Annotated in this window: 27 protein-coding genes and 1 riboswitch; of the genes, 20 read left to right on the top strand and 7 right to left on the bottom strand. The window is 52.3% G+C overall.

All coding sequences use genetic code 11. The annotated features are described in order from the left end of the window. Window positions 1-95: 95 nt before the first annotated feature. A complete protein-coding gene (gene trxB / locus IM700_RS14045; protein ID WP_155607844.1) occupies window positions 96-1,043 on the top strand; it encodes a thioredoxin-disulfide reductase in 948 nt (315 codons plus the stop codon). A 70-nt stretch (window positions 1,044-1,113) separates the two neighbouring features. Here trxB and IM700_RS14040 read toward each other — a convergent pair whose 3' ends face one another. Continuing rightward, a complete protein-coding gene (locus IM700_RS14040; RefSeq protein ID WP_155607845.1) occupies window positions 1,114-1,311 on the bottom strand; it encodes a hypothetical protein in 198 nt (65 codons plus the stop codon). A gap of 294 nt (window positions 1,312-1,605) precedes the next feature. Here IM700_RS14040 and IM700_RS14035 point away from each other — a divergent pair, with 294 nt between their 5' ends. Beyond that, window positions 1,606-2,739 (top strand): transglutaminase domain-containing protein, encoded by a 1,134-nt coding sequence (locus IM700_RS14035; RefSeq protein ID WP_155607846.1) that lies wholly within the window; start codon window positions 1,606-1,608, stop codon window positions 2,737-2,739. Window positions 2,740-2,799: 60 nt separating this feature from the next. Here IM700_RS14035 and IM700_RS14030 read toward each other — a convergent pair whose 3' ends face one another. Both IM700_RS14030 and IM700_RS14025 read right to left on the bottom strand, forming a co-directional pair. Next, entirely contained in the window at window positions 2,800-4,272 is a 1,473-nt protein-coding gene (locus IM700_RS14030) for an amino acid permease (protein WP_193417826.1), read from the bottom strand. A gap of 138 nt (window positions 4,273-4,410) precedes the next feature. Beyond that, window positions 4,411-4,610: riboswitch (Lysine riboswitch) on the bottom strand. Between the two features lie 120 nt (window positions 4,611-4,730). Further along, complete coding sequence (locus tag IM700_RS14025) at window positions 4,731-5,876, bottom strand: virulence factor (protein ID WP_155607848.1); 1,146 nt, start codon at window positions 5,874-5,876, stop codon at window positions 4,731-4,733. A gap of 239 nt (window positions 5,877-6,115) precedes the next feature. Here IM700_RS14025 and IM700_RS14020 point away from each other — a divergent pair, with 239 nt between their 5' ends. The 4 genes from IM700_RS14020 to IM700_RS14010 all read left to right on the top strand — a co-directional run bounded on the left by IM700_RS14020 (window position 6,116) and on the right by IM700_RS14010 (window position 9,704). Then, on the top strand, window positions 6,116-7,465 hold the full coding sequence (locus IM700_RS14020) for a cytochrome ubiquinol oxidase subunit I (RefSeq protein ID WP_155607849.1): 1,350 nt from the start codon (window positions 6,116-6,118) through the stop codon (window positions 7,463-7,465). Beyond that, complete coding sequence (locus tag IM700_RS14015; protein ID WP_193417828.1) at window positions 7,462-8,493, top strand: cytochrome d ubiquinol oxidase subunit II; 1,032 nt, start codon at window positions 7,462-7,464, stop codon at window positions 8,491-8,493. Before IM700_RS14020 ends, IM700_RS14015 begins: the two co-directional genes overlap by 4 nt. Window positions 8,494-8,498: 5 nt before the next feature. Beyond that, window positions 8,499-8,600, top strand: coding sequence for a cytochrome bd oxidase small subunit CydS family protein (cydS, locus tag IM700_RS23505; protein ID WP_418888785.1), 102 nt, complete (start codon window positions 8,499-8,501; stop codon window positions 8,598-8,600). A gap of 81 nt (window positions 8,601-8,681) precedes the next feature. Continuing rightward, entirely contained in the window at window positions 8,682-9,704 is a 1,023-nt protein-coding gene (locus tag IM700_RS14010; protein ID WP_193417830.1) for an MBL fold metallo-hydrolase, read from the top strand. Window positions 9,705-9,918: 214 nt separating this feature from the next. On the opposite strand, the gene IM700_RS14005 is transcribed toward IM700_RS14010, so the two are convergent. Continuing rightward, window positions 9,919-10,824, bottom strand: coding sequence for a transposase (locus IM700_RS14005; protein ID WP_193417833.1), 906 nt, complete (start codon window positions 10,822-10,824; stop codon window positions 9,919-9,921). A gap of 437 nt (window positions 10,825-11,261) precedes the next feature. On the opposite strand from IM700_RS14005, the gene IM700_RS14000 reads away from it, so the two are divergent. Continuing rightward, entirely contained in the window at window positions 11,262-12,887 is a 1,626-nt protein-coding gene (locus IM700_RS14000; protein ID WP_193417835.1) for an ABC-F family ATP-binding cassette domain-containing protein, read from the top strand. A gap of 86 nt (window positions 12,888-12,973) precedes the next feature. Here IM700_RS14000 and IM700_RS13995 read toward each other — a convergent pair whose 3' ends face one another. Then, on the bottom strand, window positions 12,974-13,162 hold the full coding sequence (locus IM700_RS13995) for a hypothetical protein (RefSeq protein ID WP_193417837.1): 189 nt from the start codon (window positions 13,160-13,162) through the stop codon (window positions 12,974-12,976). A 195-nt stretch (window positions 13,163-13,357) separates the two neighbouring features. Here IM700_RS13995 and IM700_RS13990 point away from each other — a divergent pair, with 195 nt between their 5' ends. The 8 genes from IM700_RS13990 to IM700_RS13955 all read left to right on the top strand — a co-directional run bounded on the left by IM700_RS13990 (window position 13,358) and on the right by IM700_RS13955 (window position 20,399). Next, entirely contained in the window at window positions 13,358-14,260 is a 903-nt protein-coding gene (locus IM700_RS13990) for a cation diffusion facilitator family transporter (RefSeq protein ID WP_272491455.1), read from the top strand. Between the two features lie 493 nt (window positions 14,261-14,753). Continuing rightward, on the top strand, window positions 14,754-16,037 hold the full coding sequence (locus tag IM700_RS13985; RefSeq protein WP_193417840.1) for a C40 family peptidase: 1,284 nt from the start codon (window positions 14,754-14,756) through the stop codon (window positions 16,035-16,037). Window positions 16,038-16,202: 165 nt separating this feature from the next. Then, window positions 16,203-16,703 carry a DUF948 domain-containing protein gene (locus IM700_RS13980; protein ID WP_193417842.1) on the top strand — a complete coding sequence of 167 codons (501 nt, stop codon included), beginning with the start codon at window positions 16,203-16,205 and terminating at the stop codon, window positions 16,701-16,703. A 162-nt stretch (window positions 16,704-16,865) separates the two neighbouring features. Further along, window positions 16,866-18,020 (top strand): PP2C family protein-serine/threonine phosphatase, encoded by a 1,155-nt coding sequence (locus IM700_RS13975; protein WP_193417844.1) that lies wholly within the window; start codon window positions 16,866-16,868, stop codon window positions 18,018-18,020. Beyond that, window positions 17,993-18,760: a sensor histidine kinase gene (locus IM700_RS13970; protein ID WP_193417846.1), complete on the top strand. Its 768-nt coding sequence runs from the start codon at window positions 17,993-17,995 to the stop codon at window positions 18,758-18,760. Before IM700_RS13975 ends, IM700_RS13970 begins: the two co-directional genes overlap by 28 nt. 62 nt (window positions 18,761-18,822) lie before the next feature. Then, window positions 18,823-19,161: an STAS domain-containing protein gene (locus IM700_RS13965; protein ID WP_155607860.1), complete on the top strand. Its 339-nt coding sequence runs from the start codon at window positions 18,823-18,825 to the stop codon at window positions 19,159-19,161. Between the two features lie 18 nt (window positions 19,162-19,179). Then, a complete protein-coding gene (gene rsbW / locus IM700_RS13960; RefSeq protein ID WP_193417848.1) occupies window positions 19,180-19,629 on the top strand; it encodes an anti-sigma B factor RsbW in 450 nt (149 codons plus the stop codon). Continuing rightward, a complete protein-coding gene (locus IM700_RS13955) occupies window positions 19,626-20,399 on the top strand; it encodes a sigma-70 family RNA polymerase sigma factor (RefSeq protein ID WP_155607862.1) in 774 nt (257 codons plus the stop codon). Before rsbW ends, IM700_RS13955 begins: the two co-directional genes overlap by 4 nt. Window positions 20,400-20,444: 45 nt before the next feature. On the opposite strand, the gene IM700_RS13950 is transcribed toward IM700_RS13955, so the two are convergent. After that, complete coding sequence (locus IM700_RS13950) at window positions 20,445-20,666, bottom strand: hypothetical protein (RefSeq protein WP_193417850.1); 222 nt, start codon at window positions 20,664-20,666, stop codon at window positions 20,445-20,447. Window positions 20,667-20,840: 174 nt separating this feature from the next. On the opposite strand from IM700_RS13950, the gene IM700_RS13945 reads away from it, so the two are divergent. Beyond that, entirely contained in the window at window positions 20,841-21,851 is a 1,011-nt protein-coding gene (locus IM700_RS13945; RefSeq protein WP_193417852.1) for an asparaginase, read from the top strand. Between the two features lie 23 nt (window positions 21,852-21,874). Here the strand turns inward: IM700_RS13945 and IM700_RS13940 are convergent, their stop codons facing one another. Beyond that, a complete protein-coding gene (locus IM700_RS13940; protein ID WP_155607865.1) occupies window positions 21,875-22,102 on the bottom strand; it encodes a DUF1128 domain-containing protein in 228 nt (75 codons plus the stop codon). A 136-nt stretch (window positions 22,103-22,238) separates the two neighbouring features. Here IM700_RS13940 and yyaC point away from each other — a divergent pair, with 136 nt between their 5' ends. From yyaC to IM700_RS13920, 4 genes are all read left to right on the top strand, one after another. Continuing rightward, window positions 22,239-22,772 carry a spore protease YyaC gene (gene yyaC / locus IM700_RS13935; RefSeq protein ID WP_193417854.1) on the top strand — a complete coding sequence of 178 codons (534 nt, stop codon included), beginning with the start codon at window positions 22,239-22,241 and terminating at the stop codon, window positions 22,770-22,772. Window positions 22,773-22,797: 25 nt separating this feature from the next. Continuing rightward, window positions 22,798-23,604: an alpha/beta fold hydrolase gene (locus IM700_RS13930; RefSeq protein ID WP_193417856.1), complete on the top strand. Its 807-nt coding sequence runs from the start codon at window positions 22,798-22,800 to the stop codon at window positions 23,602-23,604. A 152-nt stretch (window positions 23,605-23,756) separates the two neighbouring features. Continuing rightward, on the top strand, window positions 23,757-24,404 hold the full coding sequence (locus IM700_RS13925; RefSeq protein WP_155607868.1) for a DUF6483 family protein: 648 nt from the start codon (window positions 23,757-23,759) through the stop codon (window positions 24,402-24,404). A 41-nt stretch (window positions 24,405-24,445) separates the two neighbouring features. Continuing rightward, entirely contained in the window at window positions 24,446-25,630 is a 1,185-nt protein-coding gene (locus tag IM700_RS13920) for a class I SAM-dependent methyltransferase (RefSeq protein WP_193417859.1), read from the top strand. Window positions 25,631-25,664: the final 34 nt, after the last annotated feature.

Below are 25,664 nucleotides of genomic sequence, written 5' to 3'. Positions count from 1 at the left end.
CAGATTGACAGGATGCCGTCGTCTTCACATAATTAGAATCAAGCAATCATGATTCTTAATTTTTGAGATGAATCCATTTGAAGGGGTTTGAGGATATGTACAAATCTATTATTATCGGCACAGGCCCGGCAGGGTTGACCGCCGCAATTTATCTGGCCCGCGCCAACATGAATCCGCTGATTATCGAGGGTCCGCAGCCTGGCGGTCAATTGACGACGACGACTGAAGTGGAAAATTTCCCGGGGTTCCCGGAAGGGATCATGGGCCCGGAATTGATGGATAATATGCGTAAACAAGCTGAACGTTTTGGCGCCGAATTTCGCACGGGTTGGGTGAACAGCGTGGACTTGAGTCAGCGCCCGTTCAAGCTTCAAGTGGAAGGGCTAGGCGAGCTCGTCGCGGAGACGCTGGTATTGTCTACGGGGGCTACGGCCAAATACCTGGGCATCCCGGGCGAAGAGACGAACGTTGGGCGTGGCGTAAGCACATGCGCAACTTGTGACGGATTCTTCTTCCGCGGCAAGGAGATCATCGTGGTAGGTGGAGGCGACTCTGCGTTGGAGGAAGCCGGTTTCTTGACCCGTTTTGCTTCGAAAGTCACGCTGGTGCACCGTCGCGACGAGCTGCGTGCTTCTAAAATCATGCAGGATCGTGTGCGCACGAATGAGAAGATCGAGATGGCGCTGAATCGTACGCCGCTTGAAGTCATCGCCGGCGAGAACGGAGTTACCGGACTGAAGGTGCGTAACAACGAGACAGGCAAAGAGGAAGTGATTCCGGCCAGCGGCGTATTCGTGGCGATCGGCCATCATCCGAACACCTCGTTCCTGGGTGGGCAAATCGATCTTGACGCGAACGGTTATATCGTGGTGAAGCCCGGCACTTCCGAGACGAACGTCCCTGGCGTTTTCGCTTGCGGCGACGTGCAGGACACCCGCTACCGCCAAGCGATCACCGCTGCGGGAAGCGGTTGTATGGCCGCAATCGACTGTGAGAAGTTTATCGAGAGCATGGAGCATGAAACCGCCGCAGCCGTCAAATAATTACACAGCAAAACGGCGATACAGGTCAGGACCTGTATCGCCGTTTTTTACGTTTATATCGTACGGAGTCTTAACTAAACAGCCCGGCAACCAGCTGAAAGACGAAATATCCCAACACGCCGCTGCCGATCAAAGTAAAGCCGGATCGCTTGCGTCCTTGAAACAATCTCAGCACACCAAGGCTGACCAAAGGGGCAACAATAAGCAAAAAAAACATAACGGCAATAAACAATTCCACGGATATATCCGAAATATTCACGATAGTCATCCGATCTATTCTCCATTCCTATGGACGTCTGTATTATGGCGCAATGATATAAGTCACAAGTCGATATTTTTTATTATACATAAGACGGGCTTCTATTTGTAGAAGCTGAATGTGAAATTTAGGCGTCAGAATGACGTCTTTTTTGCGAATAATCGCCGTTTTGGGATTTGTCCGAAGCTCTCCTTTCGTTCGACAAAACTAGAAAGCCTTTGCGGGATCGGCTGTGTTACAATGGGCTTGAAAGGCCGGCTAAAGAAACTTTATGCAGCTTGACCGGAAGGTGAGGGAAGCCAGATGGGAAAGAAAATCGGGAAACTTTCAAAGGGGTGGCTCATCACCGGGGTGATCGGTGGATTATTGCTGGGATCTGAACCGATCGGATGGGTTGCTGTCCCGGTACATGCAGCAACAGAGCCAGCTACGGTCACTACCTCCAAACAACTTCAAACGAAGTTAGCGGAAGGGATGGAGGCGCGGAGTACAACCATAACATTGAAATATAAAGGTTCAACCAAAAATCTGGAGAAGCAGCTGAAGCAGGCGGTTTACAACGCGCTTGATGCCGATCCTTATACAAAATATATCGTGGATCGTTACGTCTACTCCTGGCGGGGCACCACGGGTTCGGCCAAAATTACGTTGCAGGTCCATTACCGCGAAACGGCTCAGCAGACTGCTTACGTGCGCCAAAGGGTGAAGGAGATTCTGAAGCAGCTGATCGAACCGGGCATGAATGCGCATCAGAAAATCCAAGCCATTCACGATTATGTCGTGGTGAACTTAAAATATGACACCGATTTGCAGAAATATACAGCCTATGAAGGGCTCAAAACCGGCGAAGCGGTATGTCAAGGTTACGCCTTGCTGACTTACGAGCTGTTGAAAGAAGCCGGTATCGAGAACCGCTTGGTTGAAGGAACGGCTGGAGATCAGCTGCATGCGTGGAATCTTGTACGTCTCGACAACCGCTGGTACCATCTGGACACGACCTGGGACGACCCGGTCCCTGATGTACCCAAGCGAGTCAACTATACGTATTATTTGCGAACGGATGAACAGATGCGAAAGGATCATATCTGGGTTGCAGCGGATTATCCCTTAGCGTCCGTGCCTTATTTAACGACACTCCAAGCGTTGATCGAGGCGGGCGGGGTGAAGAAAGAAGCTTATCTTGCTCTGAAAACGACGCTTGGATACGACCTGTATGATGCCGACGCGGCAGTATCCAATGCCAAAGGGCTGGCGGACCGGGTCAAGAATGGATTGAAAGCCGGGAAAAGCGCGATAACCGTGCGTTATGCCGGCTCAGATCAGCAGCTCTTAGAGGACTTAGCAGGGTTATACGACCTTGGCATCCAGAATATCCGTTATTTAATGCAGCCCTTAGAAGGAACCGAGGATTTGCGAGTTGAGATCCACTGGGAGTAAACATCATAAACGAGCACGAGTCGATGACATGGGTCAGGACTCGTGCTCGTTTTTTAGTGTTTATGACCGGGTATGCACGGGGTGTACCTCGAGATCGCATTCCTGTAGCGGAATGACCTTCGTTTTCTTGTTCCATTTATAGCCGAGCCAGACCAACAGGAACAGCGGGATACTGATGTAGGATACGGCGACGCCATACCAGTCAATGGTTTCGCCGGTAAAAGCGGCTACATTCTGCCCCAGAATTACCACGAAGCAAAGGGCAAAAGCAAAGAGTGGGCCAAACGGAAACCAACGCGCTTTGTAAGGCAGGTCGTTCAGGTTCCGTCCCTGGGCCACATAGGCTCTGCGGAAACGGTAATGGCTGATGGCGATACCCAGCCAAGTGATGAAGCCGCACATGCCGGAAGCGTTAAGCAGCCAGTTATAAACTACGCCGTCGCCGAACAACGAGGCGAAGAAAGCGACCATGCCGACGAGCGTTGTCATGAAGAGCGCGTTCATCGGAATACCTCGGGAGTTCAGTCTCGCCAGGAACTTTGGAGCTTTCCCGCGCAGGGCCAGGGAATACAGCACCCGCGAGGAGGCATACATCCCGGAGTTGCCGGCCGACAGCACGGATGACAGAATGACGGCATTCATGACGGAGGCGGCGAAGGCCAATCCCGCTTTTTCGAATACCAACGTAAACGGGCTGACGCCGATGTTTTCGATTCCGCCTTGCAGCAGGTTCGGATTGGTGTAAGGAATCAGCAGGCCGATTACGAGAATCGCCAAAATATAAAAGACCAGGATCCGCCAGAACACTTGCCGAATTGCGCGAGGCACATGTTCTCTCGGGTTATGGCTTTCTCCGGCGGCAACACCAACCATTTCCGTTCCTTGGAACGAGAAACCGGCGGCCATAAATACGCCGAGGATTGTGAAGAAGCCGCCGTGGAACGGAGCATCGCCTAACGTAAAGTTGGAAAAGCCAACCGCTTCGCCGCCCATGATTCCGAAGATCATGAGTACGCCTATGATGAGGAACACGATGACGACGATGATTTTGATCATGGCAAACCAATATTCCGATTCACCGTAGCCCTTTACGGAAAGGACGTTCAACAGGAAGATCAAGGCCAGGAATAACACGCTCCAGAGAAGCGAGGGGCTGTCGGGGAACCAGTATTTTATAATCAGCGTTGCGGCGGACAGCTCAGCCGCGATGGTGATCGCCCAGTTGTACCAGAAGTTCCAACCCATCGCAAAGCCCAGGGAGGGATCGACGAAGCGGGAAGCATACGTTTCGAACGAGCCGGAATCCGGCATATAGGTAGCTAACTCGCCTAAGCTGGTCATCAAGAAATAGACCATGATGCCGACGGCGGCATAAGCGAGTAACGCGCCGCCGGGTCCTGCCGAGGCAATCGCGCCGCCGCTTGCGAGAAACAGACCGGTTCCGATCGAGCCGCCCAAGGCGATCATCGTCATATGGCGAGCCTTCAGTCCCGGCTGAAGCCGTTCGTTCGTCGTTTGATGTTGTTTACTCATGGGTGTAACACTCCTTCTAAGCTCATAGTTTTCCCCGTAACCCGTCTCCGATGCGCCGACGGTTCTGCTTGAGCTCCATAGAAAAAGGCCGCGGAAAGGACTCCGCGGCCATATTTATACCGTAAATCCGCACCATTCCATGAAGATAGCTCAACACGATATCCCTCGGGTGACGGGAATATCGTGACAGTTCTGTCCCTTTCGGAAACAGCCCCAGCCCGAGTGCTTACAGAAGCGAGCAGCCAAGCTTCGGCGACGGTGCCTTTCGACCGGTATCGCGGGCGGCTTCTCACGCCTCCTCCGGTGTACTCTTCACAATCGCGACCTCTACCTCACCTTGAAATGATGAGGTTCATATGAAATTTTACATTTTCAAAGTATAGCGCATCGGGGATGGCCAGGCAATGTCAAATTAATGACAAGTGGTCAAATTAAATCCAGCGAAACGACTAGCTGAGTTATTTGCCTTCTCCTCGATCGCGGCCGGCCATTTGCTGCCAGACGGTTCCGGCGGCTTGCTCGCCGGATTCAATTCGCTCGACGGCCATGCGCGCTTGTAGACCAACCTCGAACTCGGGGTCATCCACCGCTGCGCGCAGGGATTCTAAGGCATCGTCAGTGCCGACCTCGTACAGGAAGCGGGCCGCACGCCAGCGGACCAGCTTGCTGCTGTCCGACAGCGCCGCGATCATCGGCCCGGTGGCCGCGGGATCGCCAATGTCGGACAGCGTGTCGCCGGCGGTGCGGCGCACGGCGGCGGAGGCATCGCGCAGCGCCTCGTACAGCAGCTCCATCGCCTCCGGCGTCCGCAGATCGCCGAGGTACACGACGGCGAGCCGGCGGAGCTGCATTTGCGGGTCGCGTAGCGCCTCCCCTAGCAGCGGCAGCGCCTCAGCGCCCGGCTGCTGCAACGCCTCCAGCGCGGCGTAGCGCACGCGCCAATCCGGGTCCTGCATCCGCTCGCGGATTTCGTCCAGAGTCAGCTCGCGCCGTTGCTCGACGAACTCCGTCTCACTGCGGCCGTGGGCGATCGCTTGCGCAATGATCCCCTTGAGCCGCTCCGGCGGATACGCCGCTTCCAGCTCCTGCTCGATCTCGCGGGCAATGTCAGGCAACTCGCCGTAGCGCACGCCGTAATCGGTGAGCTTGCGCTCCTTGATCAGCGTGGCGCTGGCTACCTCCGTTACGGCGTTCACAAACCGCTCGGACAGCGAAATCCGCTCTTCGCGGTTTCCCGCCTTCACCCGAATTTGCATCGGGATACCGCGGAAGAACTGCACAAACACCTGTGCCTCCCCGTATCCCGACGTTTCCCCGCCTTCGGGGCTCCAAGCCGATTCGACCCCTTCCTGACCGAACTGCTTCTGAACATCAGACAGAATGGCCGCCCAATCAGCGTTTCCCTTACGGTCCAGGGCAACAAAGTCAGCGGTATGGAACACGCTTTTTACTCCGGGAATATGCAGCAACCCGCGGATCCAGGCCGGGGCAGAGCGTTCGTTTTCCAGTGTATATGTTTTCCGAATCCCCGGCTCCAGACGTTCATCCAGATGCAGCTTCATGGAATTTGGACTAGGGGTCGGTTCGATAAATACAATTTTCATAAAATGTCCACATCTCCTTTCCACTTTATTGTACCTCAATGCACCGCTTTGCCCAAGCGTCAGAAGGAATAAAAAGGAACATCCGCGACACACTAGATTGGCAAGGAGGCTGTGGCATGTTCCAGAAACAAGAACGAACCCTGGCGATCGTATGTCTCATCGTGGCCGTGATTATGATGTACGCCTTTGTTAAAAGCGTTATCCGTTTTCTCCATTACTTTTCTTGAAGGAGCTTCGTCATGACAAATCTTGATCCGGTCACGTTAAGCCGGATGCTTACCGGACTGACTCTGTTTGTACATATCGTATTTGCATCGATCGGCGTCGGTGTCCCGCTGATGATCGCGCTAGCAGAATGGCGAGGAATTCGCGCCTCCGATCCGCACTATACTTTGCTGGCCCGCCGTTGGGCTCGCGGCTTTGTCATTTCCGTGGCAATAGGGGTCGTAACCGGAACGTCAATCGGATTGCAGCTGAGCTTGTTATGGCCGACCTTTATGCGGGTCGCTGGGCAAGCGATCGCGTTGCCGTTGTTTATGGAGACCTTCGCTTTTTTTGTGGAGGCGATCTTCCTTGGTATCTACCTGTATACTTGGGATCGGTTCAACAACAAGCTGTTGCATCTTCTCCTGCTGATTCCGGTGGCCATCGGCTCCTCCGCGTCGGCGTTTTTCATCACGACGCTAAACGCCTTTATGAACACGCCGCAGGGGTTTACTCTCAAGAATGGTGTCATTGCTGACTTCCAGCCGCTCGTAGCGATGTTCAATCCGGCAACGCCGACTAAAGTTGCGCACGTACTGGCTTCCTCATATACCGTTAGTGCCGGCCTTCTAGCCGGCATCGCCGCTTTCAGCCTGCTGCGCGGACGGGACCACGCCTACTTCAAGAAGGCGCTTAAACTGACGGTGGTATCCTCCTTCGTGTTTGCCCTAGCTACGGCTATGATCGGTGACTTCTCGGGTAAATTTCTGGCCAAGTACCAGCCGGAGAAGCTAGCCGCCGCGGAATGGCATTTTGAAACGATGGAGCGGGCTCCATTGATTTACGGCGGCGTGCTGGATGAGGCGGGGAACGTCAGATACGCACTGGAAATCCCGTATGCGCTCAGCATTCTCGCTGGAAACTCGCCGAACACCCGGGTGATCGGGCTGGAGGAATTTCCGGAGGATGTCCGCCCGCCTTTGTTGATCCATTATATGTTTGATCTCAAAGTTACGATTGGGGCGCTGCTCGTCCTGATTCCATTCCTGTATCTGCTGCGGCGCTACCTGCCCGGCGGCCAAAAAGGTTATCCGGTGTGGCTTCTGATCGGTATTTTGGCGCTAGGCCCGTTAGCGATGGTGGCGATTGAGCTAGGATGGATGTTTGCCGAGTTCGGCCGTCAGCCTTGGATTATCCGCGGATATATGAAGGTAGGTGAGGCGGCTACCACTTCGGAAAGCGTCGGCCCAATGCTGCTGTTGTTTGCCGTTCTGTATCTGGTCTTGTGCCTATCCTGCGTTCTCGTATTGTCCCGGATGTTCCGGAACAAGGACGCGTTAACGGAGTTGCGACAAGCCGGGCTCGAGGGAGGGAACGGACAATGAGCTACGAACTAGTGGGCATCACGGTGCTGTGGACGTTCCTTTTCGGATATTTAATCGTTGCTTCCGTCGATTTCGGGGCAGGATTTTTCAGCTACTACAGCGTGCTTACAGGGCATGAGAATAAAATTCACGATATCATTCAGCGCTATCTGTCCCCGGTGTGGGAAGTGACCAACGTGTTTTTGATTTTTTTTGTTGTAGGTCTGGTCGGTTTTTTCCCGGATTCCGCCTATTATTACGGCACCGCATTGCTGATTCCCGGCAGTCTGGTCTCTGTACTTCTCGCTTTGCGGGGGGCCTATTACGCTTACAACACTTACGGCAGCAGCAAGGCAAACAACAAAACCTATATGGGGATCTATGGGGCGACGGGTCTATTGATTCCGGCTGCCCTTTCGACGATTCTGGCGATTTCGGAGGGCGGAATCATCGGTGAATTCGAGGGGAAGGTGGTTTTGGACTGGGCAGCTTTTTTTGGTAATCCATATACCTGGTCGGTTATTGTGCTGGCGCTTGTATCTGTGTTGTACATTTCGGCGATGTTTCTTGCGTTTTACGCAGATAAAGCAGGGGATCTACGGGCATTCGAAGTGCTGCGCGGCTATGCGCTGCTGTGGAGTGGGCCGACGATTTTGGCCTGTGTATTCGCCTTTTTTCAGATCAATCGGCAAAATCCGGAGCATTACTCTCATATGCTGGAGGTAGCGTGGATGTTTATCGCCTCGTTCGTTTGTTTCCTGGTAGCCGTTGCGTTGGTATGGAAAAAGCGACGGTTAGGCTGGTCGTTCCTGCTGGTCATGCTGCAGTTTGCGTTTGCTTGGTACGGATATGGCCGTAGCCACCTACCCTATATTCTCTATAAGCAGGTCAGCATCTATGAAAGCTTCACGAACGAGACGATGGCCGTCGCCTTGATTACTGCTTTTGTTGCAGGACTGTGCATCCTAATCCCTTCTTTGTTTTTGCTGATGCGACTATTTTTGTTTGATGCCAAATACGTACGCGGTAGCTCACCGGGGAAAGGGTGAAGGCGATGGAGTGGTTTATGGTGATGGTGGCGCCGGAACTCGTTGTTATCGGGGCAGTAGCATTCCTGTTTATTTATGCCTGGAAATATAAGGACCGTGCCGATTAAAAAATGAAGTTTGGTTTGCCGCCGAAATTACTCTAAAATAGGAAAAAAGCGAAAGAAATGCGGAGAGGAGCAACCGGAGCGATGCCAAGAAGAACGCGCTACAACAACATCGATAACGTAAGTACTGACAAAACGTTGAAGCAGTTCAGACAATGGCGGGAAGAACGCCGCAGAAAAAGGAAGGATTATTCCTACGTCATTCCTAATAAGCCACCGCAGCTCGATTACTTGCATCAAAACCGCGTGGAGACGACGATGACCTGGATTGGCCACTCCACGTTTCTCATTCAGTATCAAGGACTTAATCTCGTGACGGATCCGGTATGGGCAATGCGCATGGGGTTCCAGCGCCGGTTATGTGAACCGGGCGTTCCGATCGACAAATTGCCGCGGATCGACGTCATCCTGATTTCCCATTCCCATTACGATCATATGCACATGGCTTCGATCCGTCGCTTATACGGCAGCGATACCACCATTTTGGTGCCAGTCGGTCTCGGGAGAAAACTGCGGCGCAAAGGATTCCAACGCGTCCAGGAGATGAGTTGGTGGGAGCGGGTGCGGATTGGGGAAGTCGACATCTCGTTCGTGCCAACCCAACACTGGACGCGTCGTACGCCGTTCGATACAAATACGTCGCATTGGGGCGGGTATGTTTTGGAGTCGGCGCAGAGCCCGGCCGACTCGAAGCCGCCGGTCATCTATTTTGCCGGGGACAGCGGGTATTTTCGCGGTTTCGCCGAGATCGGGAGCCGCTATGAAATTGATGTGGCGCTGCTGCCAATCGGCGCATATGAGCCGGAGTGGTTTATGACAAGCCAGCATACAACGCCGGAGGAGGCGCTGCAGGCGTTTGTGGATGTAAGGGCAAAACTGATGATTCCGATGCACTACGGCACGTTCCGACTGGCCGATGATACGGCTCGGGAGGCGCTTGACCGCTTAGAGGCGGACCGGAAGCGGCGAGACATTTCCGAAGACAAGATACGGCTTCTGCATCATGGGGAAACCTTGCGGTTACCTCATCTAACGACGCATCCGATGGCTTCGACCCCACTAGTTGATACGGAGAGAATTCCGCAGTTGAGCGGACGATTCAAATAATTATGATTGGCAGGGGGCTGCACGCTTCTGTATGGTGCTATCTGAAGCAGTACCTAGCTATTTGGGGCTGTATGTAGCTGTATGTAGCTACCTGAAGCTGTCTTTAGCTATCTGGCGCCCCCTTTGCAAGATTATCCCGTTTGATCAGGTAGTAGTTGCAGTTGCAGTTGCAGTTACTCAACCCTTTCCGTATAGCTGTTCGCTTGGCGCCCGATTAGGCCGCAATCGGAAAAGGAGGATTCGATTGGCGTGCGATCAGCTTAGGGTAAGAAATCGCTGGAATCGCCATACACAGGCACAGCAACTTCTGCAGCCTCGTTTCTTCTTCCGCACCGGACCGGCGCAGCTGGCGGCGTCCGGTGTACTCGTTCAAGTACGCCTGCAGATATTTCGGTCCCAAGGCAACATATGTACTTTTAAGTGAATCCCACGCTTCTCTTACCACTCTCCGCAAGGGTATATACAGCTTAAATGCCAGCGTCGGCGACTGAACAATCGACGTAGGAATATCTACCTGTCGATTGATAAATTCAACGAGTTCGTGACGATGGACAATTCTTTCTCCTCTTTTTTGCGAGATCAGATGGATTTTCACCTGCTCCGGTTCTCCCGCCTCCGTTACCGTACATCCAGCCACGACCGCTAAGCCATTGGGATGAGGAAACTGGTTGCACCGGGACGGATCCCCACCATATCGGTCACAGTTCACCTTCACGTCTCCACTCAATAGCTCTAAGGCATCGGATTCTCCGAGGGTATGGCGGATTTTGTGCAGCATGAACCAGGCGGTCTTGTAGGTGACCCGAATCACCTGGCTCAACCGCATTGCCGAGATCCCATCTGGAAGCAGGAATAACTCCAGGGCGTGGAACCATTTTAAGAGAGGAAGATGTGTTCTTTCAAAAATCGTGTCGACCAAAGGTGATGCTTGATGCCCGCATCTGCCACACTCGAACAAGGGGATTCGACGGGAGTTCAAGCGGGTACACTGGGTGTAACCGCAACGCGGGCAGACGAAACCGTTTCGCCACTTCATCGCGATTAACGCCTCCATGCAGGCTTCCTCACTGTCATAACAGCAGCTAATTGGATGTAGACCCGTTCCCGCATTAACTTCCATGTTCGCTCTCCTCCAAATCCTGAAATACGTACGTATGTTCCTTTTATTTTATTATACCAAACACATGTTCTTATATCAAGAAAAAATTACCACTTATTTGCATTCAAACCAAGCCTGCTGAACGAAAGGGATAATCGTGCAAAGAGGGAGTAGGGATGGTCTTAGGGGGCTTAGATAGGTGACTCAGGAAGGTAATTCAGGTAGGTGACTCAGATAGGTGACTCAGATAGGTGACTCAGATAGGTGACTCAGGTAGGCAACCCTAGCAGGTGACCCGGGCGATACCCGAGGCTGAAGACGAGCATAACGGGGGTTGATTTAAGGCTTTCTGCGCTGTAGGTTCAATTTCACTGGTAATCTATGATATAATACGCCAGTAGTATCGACTAATTGAGATAGTCCGCACTCACTATGATAAAAGGATGGTAATGCCTAACATGATCAGCACTAACGGTGTAACGCTCCGGTACGGAAAACGGGCACTTTTCGAAGACGTAAATATAAAATTCACCCCCGGCAATTGCTACGGTTTGATCGGGGCGAACGGGGCGGGCAAGTCGACGTTCCTGAAAATTCTCTCCGGTGAAATTGAGGCGAATCAAGGCGAAGTATTTATGACGCCAGGCGAGCGCATGGCAGTCCTGAAGCAGAACCATTATGAATACGACGAATATCCAGTGCTGGAAACGGTCATTATGGGCCACAGCCGACTGTATTCGATTATGAAAGAGAAGGACGCGTTGTACGCCAAAGCCGATTTCTCCGAAGAGGACGGTATGCGTGCCGGGGAGCTGGAGGGCGAATTCGCTGAGTTGAACGGCTGGGACGCCGAACCGGATGCGGCCGCACTCCTGATTGGTCTAGGGATCCCACGCGAACTGCACGATAAGAAGATGGCCGAGCTCAGCGGCAATGAGAAGGTCCGCGTCTTGCTGGCTCAGGCGTTGTTTGGACGTCCGAACAACCTGCTGTTGGACGAACCGACGAACCACTTGGATCTTGAATCGATCCAGTGGCTTGAGAACTTCCTGATGGATTACGAGGGGACCGTCATCGTCGTATCCCATGACCGCCACTTCCTGAACAAGGTATGTACGCACATTGCGGATATCGATTTCGGCAAAATCCAGATGTATGTCGGTAACTACGACTTCTGGTACGAATCCAGCCAGCTCGCGCTGCAATTGCAGCGGGACGCCAACAAGAAGAAGGAAGAGAAGATCAAGGAGCTCCAGGCGTTCATTCAGCGTTTCTCCGCGAACGCTTCGAAATCGAAGCAAGCGACTTCCCGGAAAAAGCAGCTCGATAAAATTACCCTGGATGATCTGAGACCTTCGAACCGGAAATATCCGTTCCTTAACTTTAAAGCAGAGCGCGAGGCCGGCAAGCAGTTGCTGACGGTCGACGGGCTGACCAAAACCGTTGAGGGCGATAAGGTGCTGGATAATGCCAGCTTCGTCGTGAACAAAGGCGACAAAATCGCGTTTGTCGGACCAAACAGCCTGCCGAAAACAACGTTGTTCCAAGTCGTGATGGGCGAGCTGGAAGCGGATGGCGGAGAATACAGCTGGGGCGTTACTACGTCACAGGCCTATTTTCCTAAGGATAACTCCAGTTATTTCGATGGTGTCGATTTAAATCTGGTTGAATGGCTGCGTCAATATTCGAACGACCAGGACGAAACGTTCCTGCGCGGCTTCCTTGGACGGATGCTGTTCTCCGGGGAAGAGGCGCTGAAGAAAGCGAGCGTGTTGTCCGGGGGCGAGAAGGTCCGCTGCATGCTGGCCAAAATGATGCTGAACGGGGCCAACGTGCTGCTGTTTGACGAACCGACCAACCACTTGGACCTCGAATCGATTACGGCGCTCAACAATGGGCTGATCGACTTTGACGGAACAATTCTGTTTACATCGCATGACCATCAGTTCATTCAAACCATCGCTAACCGTATTATTGAGATTACGCCAAACGGGATCATCGACCGCGTCATGACTTACGATGAGTACCTGGAAAGCGAAGAAATCCAAAACCTGCGGAAATCGATGTATCCGGAAGAAGTTTAACGGAGCTACGATAAGCCGAATAATAAAAGCCGCGCGGGCAGGTCTCATGACCTGCTCCGTGCGGCTTTTTTGCGCTGCCGGGATTTTTACGAACCACCCGTCCGGCGGCGCTGATTGTTCGGTTTTTTATTATTTTGGCTCTTCAGTGCCTTGGTTTGAAGGTTGTCCTTCATCCCTGGCTTATTTGCCGCTTGCTGCAGTTGTTTTTTCTGCTGAAGCTTTTGACGCATCGCCTCGGCTAAATCGATTTTGCGTGGTTCTTTATCTTCCGTCACCGATATCATCTCCTCGTAAGTAAAAAGGGGCTGTCCTTATTTTATACGTTTTTAAAAGCGCGTACAACGGGAATAATGGTGAAGGCTGCTTTTCCCGGAGGCAACACTGTTTCTCTAGACTTACTCGGGGTTTATTTGCTACGATGATTAAACGCTTTTCATGGAAAGCCACTTTAGGTTTGAACATGTTGTTGAATGGCTTCGGGGAGAAGTCTGGAGGTGCGGGACTTGGATATTTACGACGATATACGAAAAGGGGAGCGCGGGGCTTGGGTAAGCATTACCGCTTATTTGCTGCTGTCCGCCTTTAAATTGCTTAGCGGTTTTTATTTTGATTCGAACGCGCTGTTGGCCGACGGTTTTAATAACCTCACGGATATCGTGGCTTCCGTTGCGGTGCTAATCGGCCTCAAAATCTCGCAAAAACCGCCGGATTCGGATCATGCTTACGGCCATTTTCGTGCGGAAACGATCGCCGCGTTGGTTGCCTCTTTTATTATGGCGATGGTCGGCATTCAAGTGATCCTTGACGCGATCCGATCGTTAGCGGCAGGTGTGCATAGCCAACCTGACATTCTCTCGGCCGCTGTAGCCGCAGTTTGTGCTCTGGCGATGGGCGGGGTCTATATCTACAACCGGAGATTGGCCAATCAGATCAACAATCAGGCGCTGATGGCGGCAGCCAAAGATAACTTGTCGGACGCTATGGTGAGCGTAGGGGCGGCCATCGGGATCATCGGGGCACAATTCGGGCTGCCATGGCTGGATGTAGTGGCTGCGATTGCCGTGGGTCTGCTCATTTGCAAGACCGCCTGGGACATCTTCCGCCAATCGACACATAATTTGACTGACGGGTTCGATGAGAAAGAATTGGGTGACCTGCGCAGTACCATTGCCAGAACTCAAGGGGTTGAAGGCATCAGGGACTTGAAAGCCCGCGTTCACGGTAATCATGTGCTGGTTGACGTTGTCATTGAAGTCGATCCACAACTGACGGTGATCGAGAGCCATAAAATCAGCGACCGAGTAGAGGAACGGATGAGAAGCAAGCAAAACGTGATGCACGTTCACGTTCATGTTGAGCCAAAAGAGGGTTAAAGCGACCCGTTTGGCCCGTATACGTTTTACGGGTTACATAAGGTAGAACAGAAGAAGACAAGCCATTGTCGTAATACATGACCCAAGCGGGCAGACCGAGGAAATAGTTACCAGGTCTGATGCTTGGGCTTTTTTGCGTTAAAAACAGGGTGTTTATTCCTAGAAAATAGTCCAATTGGATAAATTGGAATAATCATGAAAATTGTTAGGTGTCTTGCGTAATCAGGTACTTTTGTTACAAAAATCAAGCCTTTAAACGCGAGAATGCGTTTTCATCGGCGTGTTTTAGGTCGAAATTTATAGGTCGAATGCCTCTATTTTTGATAAATGGAAACTAGGCCCAATGTCTTTGAATACGCTTTCGGACAATGTGATCTTCGACCGATTTAGACTGTTTTCGACAAGGGATATAATGGGGACAAGACCAAAGAAAGGAGAACGTTGGAACGAAGGATAACAACTAGATTTTACATTAGGAGGCAGGACATCACCTATGAAACGAAGCGTAGCGATCACATTGTTGAGTGCCATTCTTCTCTCTACTTATACAGCTGTTCCTCACCAGGCCGCCGCCGCAACCGCAACCGCTCAAACGATAACCAAAGGTCATATTGTTGGCGGGGTCAATTTTCGTGACCAACCTTCCCTTTCGGGCAAAGTAATCGGATTCCTTAACGAAGGTTCCGAAGTAACTGTATTGGATCAGAGTAACCGATATTTCTATCAAGTAAAAACGGCGGATGGAACGGTTGGTTACGTCAGCGCTAACGACAAGTACATTCAGGTAGAAACAGTAGTTATCGCTCCATCGCAACCTTATTTGGGATGGCCCGCTACGGTAGTTTACGGCGTCAATATGCGAAACGAACCCTCCACTGCGGGCGATGTCCTCGATATGCTGAGCAAAGGCACCCAACTGACCATTCTCGAACAAAGCAACGAATATTTCTATAAAGTGCAGACAAGTGCCGGCCAGACCGGTTACGTCAGCACGAATGAAAAGTACCTTCAGATCGACAAGGTTGCCCCTACGCCTTCCCAGCCTACGCTTGGTTGGCCGGCCACGGTATCGTACGGCGTGAATATGCGCGATCAGCCGTCCACCTCGGGGAATGTGATCACGATGTTGCGTACGGGTACTTCGCTGACAATCCTCGAACAAAGCAACGAGTATTTCTATAAAGTACAGACGGCCGATGGAACGATAGGTTACGTTAGCACGAATGAGAAATATTTGGAAGTCAACGGTCAAGCCGAAATACCGACTCCTGTACCTACGCCTACCCCTGCTCCGGAACCCGTGCCAACGCCAGCTCCGGCACCGTCTAATGGAATTAGCCAACAGATCGAACAAGTTATTGAGGCGGGCATGAAATACCTGGGTACGCCGTATGAATTCGGCTCAAGCCGAAGTAACACTTCAACGTTTGACTGCTCTGATTTCGTAAGACAAGCCTATAAGGATGCGCTAGGCCTTACGCTTCCTGCGGATTCCCGCCAACAAGGGGATTACATTAAGGATAACGGCACCGCGGTGTACAGCATCGACAACTTGAAACGTGGCGATCTGGTCTTCTTCATGAGCTATAAGGGCTCTTCGGCCAAGTCTTATGCCGGGATCGACAAACTCAGCCAGCGGATTACCCACGTGGCGATTTACCTTGGCAACGGACAACTTCTGCACACCTACTCAACGGAGTCTGGAGGAGTGATCGTCGATCAACTCGACGGCTCCTGGGTATACCGCTTCATGTATGGCGGTAGCGTCTTGAAATAAAGAAGATCCATGCCGCTTTGATTCGTTCTCTGTCTACAGAGGACGGGCAAAGCGGTTTTTCGTCTTGGTACAACGCCTAAAGAAACAACTGTTCTTCCGCACATTTTCGTGTATAGTTAAGGAAAGAAGGCTTAACGCACACGGACGGAAAGCGAGGAACGATACATGATTTGGGAGATCAGCGTGGCGGTTGCCGCGGCGGCTTTTGTGGTACTTGTCGTATACCTGGTCAAAACGCTGAAGGCAGCAGAGCGCTCGCTTCAGACAACAACGGAGACGCTGCGAGAGGTGCAAAAAACGGTTGACGAGCTGGGAACAGAGGTCCGGCAAGTCGTCCGGCAAGCGAACGATTTGACCGGCGATATCCAGCATAAAATGAAACAAATCGATCCGCTTATGGAATCGGTCCAACATGCCGGCGAGGTATTAAACGAAGTGACTTTGGCGACGAAGCAGGTTTCGGCTGCCTTGGCCAGCCGAATCGCAAGCCGTCCTCGGATGGCGAAGCGAAAGGCTCAATCTGCAGTTACGACAGCTCCGGAAGGACCGATTCGGCGGAATCAGGCGGATGCCGAACTACCGTCTCAGGATGCAAACCGCAAACCGGAAGGCTGGGTTAAGTGGGTGGATGTTGCCGCAGACGTCTGGCAGAAGTACCGGAGTTAAAGCGATCACGGGATGGCTACACCGGTCCGCCGTTTCAATTTTGATTAGGCAGGGTAATGTTTATAGAATTGAGTCTAAAGGAACGGGGAAAGCGCCCCGTTCTTTCTTTTATCGCTGCATTATACATAACTCATTGTCCAAGCTCATACTAAGGAGATTAACATGAGAATATTGATCGTTGACGACAATCCGACAAACACCATAATCATTCGTGAAATCTTGAAGAAGGAAAATTACCGGAATACCGTTGCGGTCACTTCAGCACGGGACATGTTTGAGAGGCTTGGGGTAAAGGATTTCGATACGGTTGAGGAAAGCGGTCCGTCTGATGTTGATTTGATTCTGCTTGATATCATGATGCCGGAGATGGACGGAATCCAAGCTTGCCGGATCTTGCAACGCTCTGAGCATTTGAGGGAGATTCCGATCATTGTAGTCACGGCGGTAGGGGACTCCAACAAGCTGGCGGAAGCGCTGGATGCCGGGGCCGTCGATTATGTGACGAAGCCGATTAACAAGGTCGAGCTGATGGCGCGAATCCGGCTGGCTCTGAGACTTAAGCTGGAGAAGGATTGGCACCGTAACCGGGATCAACGAATCCAGGAAGAATTAAAGCTGGCATCGCTTGTCCAAAATGCGGTTCTTAGTTCTCCAATCCGCGATCCGGAAGTCGAAATCGATGCCATTTACAAGCCTTCCTATGAGCTGGCAGGAGACTTATATTCCTGGTATTCTCTAGGCGAGGGTAAATATGCGGTTATTTTGCTTGATATGATGGGTCACGGCATTTCCTCGGCCTTATTCTGCATGTTCATCTCCTCCGTTCTGAAAGACACCGTTCATACTTATGTGGAGCCCGAGAAAGTGATCCAGGAGCTGAATCGCCGGTTCATCCAGCTGCACATCGAGAGCAAGCTGATTCAATATTATTTCACCGCCATATATCTCATCGTGGATACCCGGCGTAAAAAAATCGATTACGTGAACGCCGGACACCCTCCAGCCATGTTGTTCACGGGGAACGGACAAGCTGTTCGCCTCGATAAGATAGGACCTCCTGTAGGCTTGTTTGACGGCATTGAAACCGATCCGCAGACGCTGCATTATGAAGGTCCGGGCCATTTGGTCCTCTACACCGACGGACTGATTGACGCGCAGGAGGAATCGGCGGAAGCGAGGCAGGCATGGCTGGAGGAACAGCTAAATACCTGCAGTCATGACTTCGACCGCGAGGCAATGAGCCGGTTGTTCCTTGATGAAACCGTACCGCGGAAAAGGGAAGACGATAAATGCATGGTATGGATATCGTTGAAATGAAGGATGCAAGTGGCAGCGAACAAGCTAAACGGGATTTTCTGGCGATGGTGGGCCATGAAATTCGTACACCGCTGAACGGAGTGTTCGTGCTGAGCGAGTTGCTGCTAGAGACAGAGTTGACCGACGAGCAGAAGAAGTACGTTGGTTTGATCTACCATAATGCGCACGCCTTATTGTCGATGTTTGATGATATCCTTGATTTTAGTCAGCTGGGACAAGAGAAGGTGGGTCTGGAGATAACGCCGTTTGCGCTACGGGAATCGATGCGGGATATCCTTGCCTTGTTCCAACAAGAGATCGTCGCCAAGCGGTTGGAGCTGTACTTCGCAGTTGATGAGCAGATTCCGGATCTTCTCTATGGCGATATTCGGCGTCTGCGCAAAGTGATGATTCATTTACTGGCCAATGCCGTCAAATTTACCGATCAAGGAAGAATCGGTCTCATCGTAAGCTCAAAGCATGCCGAAAGTGGAATGATCCGTTTGAGTTTTACGATCAGCGATACAGGGATCGGTATTCCCGCGGACAAGATGTCCCTTTTGTTTGAACCATTCACACAGCTTGACTCCACGATGACAAGGAGATATGGCGGTCTCGGTCTGGGACTGGCTATTTGCCGGAAGTTAGTAAGTCAGTTGGGCGGCGAACTTCAGACGAAGCCGTTGGTAGAGAGCGGTACGATATTCACTTTTTCGGTTACACTTTGGAGCCGTGCCCCCGGCGAGGGCAAATCACTTTGATTCAGCCGCGGACAAGCTGGGTTATGATGTTATAAGAAAACCTATTCCAGGGAGAGTATTTCATGAATACGAGAAAAAGCTTGAAATTTTCCACCACGACACAACTGGAGAATGGAATTTGTACCGTATCCTTGCGCGGCGAGCTGGACTTGTCCGTAGCTCCCGACTTTCGTAAGGTGATGGACCCGCTAGTAGGCAAAGATGACGCGGATTTAGTCTTGAATCTGAAAGAATTGAAGTACATCGATAGCACCGGGATTGGAATTTTTCTGTCCATCTTGAAAGCGAGACAAGGGATGAGCTCAAGATTTTACGTGCGGGAAGTACCGGATCATATCCGGAAGTTGTTTGAAATGACCGGGATAGCTAAGTTTTTCGCGGAGCAGGAGAACTCCCAATAAGGAAAGGATCGAGAATTAATGATAGAGGAAGTAGAGAGAATCGTCATCAGCCTTCCGGCTACAGCGGAATATGTGGATATTGTTAGGTTGAATCTATACGGCGTAGCCTCGAAAATGGGATTTTCGTACGAGGAAATTGAAGATATGAAGGTGGCGGTGTCGGAAGCCTGCAACAATTCCGTGTTGTATGCGTACCGGAAGGAAGTTGGAAAAATGGAGATCACGTTCGAGGTATTGACGGATGCTTTGTCGATTACGGTCAGAGATGAAGGGGAGAGCTTTGAACCGTGGGGGCAGGCGGGTCACGTTACGCTGCACGAGAAAGAGTTGAGCGAGGCTCCAATCGGAGGACTAGGCTTCTATCTGATGCAGGCGTTAATGGATGACGTCAGCGTCGAGACGCAAGCCGGAAAAGGAACGAAGGTCATGTTGGTCCGCCGGCTTCAGAAGAGCGAGGAGAAGGTATGACCGACCGAACGGCTCCCCAAGAGTCATTCCACGAATCGACTCGATTGATTCGGCTGTACCAGCAAACCAAGGATAATGAGATCGCCACCCGGTTAATCCGCAAATACGATCCGATGGTGAAAATGGCCGCTGGCAAAATTGCCCGCAATCGGCCGGATTTGTATGAGGACTTGTACCAGGTGGGCGAAATGGCGCTGGTTCGTTTGCTTCAACAGTACGACAGCGAGCTAGGCATTCCGTTTGAGCCCTATGCGATGAAAAGCATGATCGGGCATATGAAAAATTATCTGCGCGACAAATCCTGGTATATTCAAGTGCCGCGAAGAATTAAGGAAAAGGGAGCGCTGGTCCAGCAGGCGATCGATGAGCTTACCGTCAAACTGGAGCGGTCCCCTGACATCAAGGAGATCGCGGAATATCTGGAGCTCTCGGTCGAAGAAACCGTCGAGGTGCTGGCTGGACGAGAATGTTATCACTACGTGTCCTTGGACTCGCCGCTATCACCGGACGAAAGCGCCGCAACGCTAGGTGAGATGATCAGCACGGATGCCGACGATTACGATGCGGTGGAGAATCGGATGGATTTGCAGCAAGCGCTGAGTCAATTGAAAACGCAGGAACAGCAGGTTCTCCTGATGGCTTTTCAAGATGGACAATCCCAACGGACGATCGCTCAGAAGCTGGGAATGTCTCAAATGAGCGTATCCCGGATCCAGAAACGGGCAACCGAGAAGCTTAAGCAGATTATGGATCATATGAACACGACTTAGAAGCGTTGCCTATGGAAGTTGAGGCAACGCTTTTTTGTAAACAGCCTATTGCTCCGGATCGGACAACAAGCCACTTTGCTTTAGATCCTCTTGGCTCGTTTTCATAGCCTCCATGTCATCACCTAGTTGAATCAAGTCCTCCATGTCATTCACCATGGATCCGTTTTCGGCTTCGTCAATGTCTTTATGCTCGGGATATTCACCGGCTTGGGCAGCCCGGATTTGTTTGGAGACATACTGCTCCTGCTGGTCTTCGGGTTGGGTCATAAAGGGTTTTGCCTCCTTTTCGTTCGCTTCTGAACCACAGATAGTTTGCGCAGATAGCCTCGCTTCGTATACCGGCGATACGCCAAGAAGACGTGCGGGAGGGTCTATAGCCAGCGGGCTTTCACTGTACTATACTGTGTAGGAATGGAACCGGATTAAGGAGAGAACGATGAGATGAACAACAATGAAGCGTTACTGGTGAATGAATATCGCGGGGGGTTGCTGGAATGCGCCCACTATGGTCATATCTGTATCATTGATGAACAAGCAAGGATTGCCGGGCGGGCTGGGAATCCCCATGCTACTGTATTTACCCGCTCTTCGGCTAAACCGATTCAGGCGCTTCCGGGCATCCGCGCAGGGATCATAGGGGCTTATGGATTAACGGACGAGGAGATCGCCATCATGACCGCTTCTCACCGGGCCGAGGAGGTGCATGTCGGTACGCTGGAGAGCCTGTTGAGTAAGACGGGACTCGCCGAGGAGAGGCTGGTATGCGCCCCAAGCCTTCCGCTGGACGAGACGGCCAAGGAGCGGCTGCTGCGTCAGGGTGGAGCATATCGCCGGATTTATCATAATTGCTCGGGTAAACATTTAGGCGTTCTGGCCTACTGCAAAATGATGGGATATCCGCTGGACAGCTATAATCACCCCGATCACCCGGTCCAACGTGAAATTTTGGCGACACTGGCCGGCTTGGCTGGGATTCCCGAGGCCCAGATCTCGCTGGGAACGGATGGCTGCGGCTTCCCTGTTTTTGCGCTGCCATTATCCGCTTTGGCGACCGCCTATTTGAAGCTGGCTTGTCCGGATCTAATTGGGGATACGGCTACAGCCGAGGCGGCCAAGGTCATTACCGGAGCGATGAATCGCCATCCCCTGCTTGTAGCTGGCACCGGACGTATCGACTCCATCTTGCTGAGCGACCCGAATATCGTCGCCAAAGGCGGGTTCAAAGGGGTTTACGCGTTTGCTTTGCGTCGCGAGCGCGTAGGTGTGACGTTTAAGATTCAGGATGGTTCCGAAGAGGAGTGGGGAATGATCGCGTTGTCCGTGCTGGAGCAGTTAGGGTACGAAAACGAGGAAACGCTGCGAAAGTTGCGCGAAGCGTTCCCGTCTTCGATCTTGAACGATGAGGGCTGGCAGGTAGGTCAAGCTGAAACGATCTTTCGGTTGGAACCTTAACCGACGCTGAGGCAGCATCGGCCTTAGGCTTTGCCGCGTAGTCTCCCGAGCTCTTGGGCAAGGGCTTCGACTTCAGAGATGCTTAACCGCTCTTTGCTCATGACAATGTCATAAACATCGCGGATATCGTCATATTGGTTAACGTGGAACGCGGACGCCGACATCGCCGCTCCTGAGGCCATTTTCAGCTTACTCTTGATTGCTTCGATCATGTATTCAATATTTTCTTGGTTTTTCGTGGATAGATCCATGCCTTATTCATCCTTCCGGTTTATGGGTTATTAACTATTGTATCATGAGGGATGCAGGTTCATGAAGTTTTGCGATCGGCCGTCCGGATGCGTTACAATCAGGGTACGGAATACCGGGAGGGAGCGTGTCAAGGTCATGCAGGAACAGGAAGAATGGCCGGCGGCGGGCTTGAACCGAAGGAAGCTGAGCGGCGTAGAACTGGAAGCTTTTTTTGCAGGCATTCGCGCCCGGCATATCCGTGATGTCGTTACGTTTCTATGTATCGGTACGGATCGGTCTACGGGAGATGCGTTAGGTCCACTTGTAGGAACCAAGTTGACAGACTTGGGGTTTGGACAAGTGATCGGGACGCTTCGCGAGCCTTGTGACGCGACGAATCTGGAGCGGCGCATGGCCGAGATTCCCGAAGGTCGCGTAATCATCGCCATCGATGCCTGTCTAGGCATGTCGGATTCAGTTGGGTATTATCTGGTATCCGGCCAGCCGCTGCAACCGGCCCAATCCGTCGGGGCGAGCCTGCCGGAGGTAGGGCACTACAGCATCGCGGCCGTCGTCAACGTCAAAGGCCCAAAGCCTTATTGGACGTTGCAGATGACCTCACTTTACAAGGTCATGCAGATGGCCGATGAAATCGCGGGCGCCGCGGCTTCAGCATTTGGAAACCTCTAAAATATGGATGAAAGTGGGTAGCGTAATGGACAAAATAACGGTCAACGGAACAACGATCGCCTATGAACAACAAGGACAGGGCGAGACGGTAGTTTTGCTGCACGGCTTCTGCGGCAGCTCCGCTTACTGGGAGAAAGTTCAGCCGCTGCTTGCCGAACAATATCAGGTCATTGCCCCTGACCTTCGGGGCCACGGGGCCACTGCTGCGCCGATGGGCGCGTATACGATCGATCAAATGGCGGACGATGTCGCCGGTCTCATGGAAGCCTTAGGCGTTTCCGAATATACGCTCTTGGGCCATTCAATGGGCGGTTATGCCGCTTTGTCATTGGCTCAGCGTTATACATCGCGCTTGAACGCTTTCGGATTGATCCATTCTACGGGATTCCCGGACAGCGAGGAAGCGAAGGAGAAACGGCTTCAGGCCGTTTCACAGATACGATCCGAAGGGATCACCCACTTTGTGGATGGTCTGGTACCTGGGCTGTTCTCTCCGGAAAATGTCACCAAGCTGGTACCTGAAGTGGATCGCGTGAAAGAAATTGGTTACAAAACGCCGCCTCAAGGAGCTACGGGGGCTGCGCTGGCGATGCGCGAGCGGCCCGATCGCCGGGACGTGATGGCGGATACGCCGCTGCCGCTGCTGCTAGTTGCCGGCGAAAGCGACGCCGTCGTACCGATGGCGCGGCTGTTTACCACCGAAGGCCCGAACGTCACGAAGGCCGTCATTAAGGGTGCAGGACACATGAGCATGTATGAAGCGCCTGAGCAGCTGGCTGCTGTCATCGCCGATTTTTTGCGCAGCGTGACGGAAGAGAAGCGAGAAGCGTGAAAAATAGCGTGATTGCACAACGTTTCGCCTCTTCAACGAAGTCGAATTGATGCCAAAGAACCGGAGCTTCCATCTGAACTCCGGTTTTCGGCTTTTATTTTGACCGATGGGGAGAGGGAGGGGCAAGGTCACGTGATGAAAGGGGGAGAACCATGCTGCGAAGGGATTACCTGGTCAGGATGATCGAGGAAATGACCGAAGTATTGGGGAAAGTGTTTATGCTGAAGCAGCAGAAAAAGAAGGTTGAGGCGTTATGGGCCCTCGACGAGCTGTTTAAAGGGCAGTTTCGCTTGAGTTCTCAACTGCTGGAGAACCTGTCCGCTAAAGACATTGTGCGTCTGTTTCAGACCGGCGGCGAGGTGGAGGCGGACAAGCTGCAGAGCTTGGCCCGGCTGCTCAAAGAAGAGGGCGATGTGTACGAGACCTCCGGCGAATCGGATGAAGGAGCTTCGCGATGGCTAAAATCACTGCATCTGTACTTGACTGCCGCGCTGCATGGTGCGGAGCGCTCCCTCTGGGACATCTCCGCCGCCATTTCCGAGCTGCAATCTCTACTTAAATCCTATCGGCTGCCGCCAGATACCGAATGGCTTGTGCTGCACTGGGAGGAAACCGAAGGCAGGTTCGACCAGGCAGAGAATGCCCTCTATCGTTTGTTGGAGGAGGGCCATGCGACTAAAGAGGACGCGGCTGGATTCTATGAGAGGCTGCTGACACTTTCGCCCGACACCCTTTCGGCCGGCGGTTTGCCGATCGAGGAAGTCGAGGAGGGGCTTGCGGAAGTGAAGGTTCGTTTTTAAATCATAACTACTCCTATGCAGAAAGGCAGCTGTTAAACGAAATGGAATCACTGCACAAACTCGCGAACGAACTGGCGCAACAGGGTACCCTCATCACGGCAACGATCAGTGGCCGCCGCAAAACGGGAGAAACGGACTACAGCAAGGTGCAGATCAAGCCGGTCGAAATCAAAAAAAGCCTGCACTATCAATTTGCTTACCATTATTCGAACAAGGTGCTGCATCAGAATATTCCGTCCACTGCATTAGCGGACGAGTTAACGAAGCTGTTTGAGGAGACGTTCCGACAAGGGCTGCTTTGTACGGCGGACGCCGATTATCAGGTGTTGATCAGCAAGAAGTTCAAGGTGACGATCCTGAAAAAAGCGCCGTCTCGCAAACCGCTGGGGACGTTGACCCATAACCGGAAGAAGCAGTACGTGCTGGAGGAAGGAACCGCAGTTCCGTTTCTGGTGGAACTTGGCATTATGAATACGGAAGGCAAGGTACTCGCCAAAAAATACGATAAATTCAAGCAGATCAATCGTTTTCTCGAAATGGTTCAGGACGTTCTTCCTCATTTGCCGGAGGGCCGCCCGCTGACCATTGTCGATTTTGGCTGCGGCAAGTCCTATTTGACGTTTGCGTTGTATCATTACTTGGCGGTGCAGCAACAAAGAAAACTGAATGTGGTCGGACTTGACTTGAAGGCGGACGTCATCGAGCATTGCAGCGGGCTAGCTCGCAAGCTGAAGTATGACGATTTACGGTTCCTCGTCGGCGATATTGCCGATTACGACGAACTTAGCGCAGTCGACATGGTAGTTACGCTCCATGCCTGCGACACGGCAACCGATGCCGCGCTGGAGAAAGCAGTCCGCTGGGGCGCTTCGGTCATTTTATCCGTTCCGTGCTGTCAGCATGAGCTGTTTAACCAGGTGCAAAACGAGGTATTGCAGCCGCTGCTGGGACATGGCATCCTGAAGGAGCGTTTTTCCGCGCTTGCAACCGATGCGATTCGGGCCAAGCTGCTGGATGTGATGGGCTACAAAACACAGCTGCTGGAGTTCATCGATATGGAGCATACGCCGAAAAACATCCTGATCCGTGCCGTCAAATCGGTCGGCGGGAATAGGGCGGAGCTCTGGCGGGAGTATACGGGGTTCCGCGATTTTTTACGCGTCGATCCGTACCTGGAGCGGGCCTGCCGCGACCTGCTACCGTTGGCGACAGGGGAGGGGAAATGATATAAAGCAAACCGGTCGGGGGATACCTGACCGG

The organism is Paenibacillus rhizolycopersici, from assembly GCF_014947195.2.
In the GTDB taxonomy this organism is placed as follows: domain Bacteria; phylum Bacillota; class Bacilli; order Paenibacillales; family Paenibacillaceae; genus Fontibacillus; species Fontibacillus rhizolycopersici.
Note: the sequence above shows the minus strand (reverse complement) of the source record. Positions and strands in the feature narration are given on the sequence as shown.